Raw genomic sequence first — 2,381 nt, 5'->3', positions numbered from 1 at the left:
AGCCGTCCGCCCACCACGCACGTGGCCACCGGGCCACGCCAACTGTGGTGCTGGGACATGACCTATTGTACGCCCAGCCAGCGTAGCCCGCCCGTTTGGGGGTGAAACTGCTTGAGCATGTTTGGAATGCAGGACCCGGTGGAATTGACGTTGTAGTACCGGGGCATGCCCTTCCTCTGCTGCGAGGGGAAGTGAGCCGAAGCGGCGGTGACCTGCTGACACTGGCAGGGTGACGTAGTCCGTGGGAAACGGGGCTTGCGGCGAAGCGGTTACGCCAAGATGAGTCTCTAGGCTGAGCATGGGACGGTTGAGGAACACGAACCTGTTGAAACGCATCTGAGGGTTGAAATGTCACCCCTGCCCACACCGCTTTATGGGCAGGACGCGGGCTGTTGCCGGGCACATATATGGCCCGGGGGCACGAATACTGACTGGACAAGTAAGCTGGTCAGATGGAACCACGGGGAGCGCGCAGCTAGATCGTGGTGTCCGCGACGACTTGCGGCAAGCAAGGATAAAGACTGCGACAGGCAACCTCGCCCACGCGTTGAGTCCAGCATGTGAACTGGGGAAAGTTTGCACAGATGCCAAGGGAGTGTGCCCCCGATGATGTGCAAACTGGCGGAGCCTCCGTAGTAGTCCGAGGTCGGGAAAGCCGGCCACATGGCGAAGGGAGGCAGTTGAAGTGGTTTGTTTGGTTGACTAGCTGACCATAGTGAGGTGAAGACCTTTGATAATCAGTGAAATGCAAAGCAAACTGGCGACATGGTCGACGGAGAACAAAGAACGCAAGTTCGATCGACTCCTGAGACTGATTGCCGATAGGGATTGGCTGAGTGAAGCGGCTCGTATTACGCTGGCATCCAGCGGAGCTCGCACGCCGGGTGTAGACGGGGTCGACAAGGACATGATGGAAGCGAACCTCCAGCATGAACTGGCGACAATACGCGACGAACTGTTGGAGGGCTCATATAGTCCGCTGCCTGCAAGACGCGTGTACATACCGAAAGCAAACGGAAAACTCAGACCTCTCGGCATACCGAGCCTGCGGGATCGGATCGTGCAACGGGCAATGTTGATGGCGATGGAGCCGATATGGGAGAGCGATTTCCACCCGGCCTCATATGGCTTTAGGCCTGCCCGAAGCGTGCATCACGCGATTCGCACGGTGAAGCTCCAGCTACAAGACAGCGGTGAACAAAGTACTGCGGGACGTTGGGTTATCGAGGGCGACCTCGCCAGCTACTTTGATACGGTTCATCATCGGCTGCTCATGAAGGGGATTCGCAAGCGGATTGCCGATCAGCGCTTTCTTGCCCTGCTCTGGAAGTTCATCAAGGCGGGTTGTGTTGATCGCGAGCTATTTCGTGCTGCAAGCGAAGGCGTTCCTCAGGGCGGTGTCATCTCGCCTCTCTTATCCAACATCATGCTGCATGAATTCGATGCGTGGATGGAACGGAACTACCTGAACAAGAAAGTGCGGAAGGATCGGTGGGCGTGGAACTTCGCAATTCTCAAACAGCGACCCATTGCTGTTCGAGAAGGCCGACAGTGGAAGCCAGCAGTGGCCTACTGTCGATACGCGGACGACTTTGTGATCGTGGTCAAGGGAACCCGTGAACATGCTGAGGCAGTACGCGAAGCGTGCCGTGGGTTCCTTGAAGGCGAACTGAAGCTCACGCTAAATATGGAGAAAACCCATATCACGCATGTGAACGACGGCTTTGTCTTCCTCGGTCACCGGATCATTCGCAAGCGTGGGCCACGCGGCCGCATGCGGCCTGTGACGACCATACCGTGGGAGAAGTATCGAGGCTTTGCCGGGAGGCTCGTAAAGCAATTGTCGGGCAACTACGGCATGAACCGGATGGACCTGATGGAAAGCCTGAATCGGCAGATTGCTGGCTGGGCTGCCTTTTATCAATACACCGACTATACGGCCACCATGTTCACGAAAATAGACCGAACGGTCTTCTGGAAACTCGGACACTGGCTCGCGCGCAAGTACCGGCGCGGGTTCAGGTCGCTGATGCGCGACTGCATCCGGGCGCCGGAACCGGGACAGGCTACAACATGGGTGTTACAAGGCCAGAACAGTCGGGGGTGGTATGGGGTGGTGGCGCTTCGGCGTCTCGTGACCAGTCGCAAAGGTCGTTTTACTTGGCGGACCCTGACAGAAAATCCGTACATCCTGCGCGATGAGACACGCCGTACCATCGAGTCGCGCTACCCCGATGTCGCCTTTGCTATGAGCAACACTTGAACGGAGAGCCGGATGCGTTGAGAGGCGCAAGTCCGGTTCGGAGAGGAGAGGCAGGGAAATAGTCCGACTACGCCCTGTCTCTTACTCTACTGCCGGCTGAGGTCGCCGGGCGCTGGTT

At 57.7% G+C, this 2,381-nt stretch carries 1 protein-coding gene; it reads left to right on the top strand.

Features of this window, described 5'->3' with window-relative positions; translation table 11 throughout:
- Positions 1 to 730 precede the first annotated feature (730 nt).
- Positions 731 to 2,263, top strand: coding sequence for a group II intron reverse transcriptase/maturase (ltrA, locus tag RM96_RS28910; protein WP_238587460.1), 1,533 nt, complete (start codon positions 731 to 733; stop codon positions 2,261 to 2,263).
- Positions 2,264 to 2,381 lie beyond the last annotated feature (118 nt).

The organism is Cupriavidus sp. IDO (assembly GCF_000812465.1).
GTDB lineage: Bacteria > Pseudomonadota > Gammaproteobacteria > Burkholderiales > Burkholderiaceae > Cupriavidus.
This window is presented reverse-complemented; position numbering and strand designations above follow the sequence as displayed.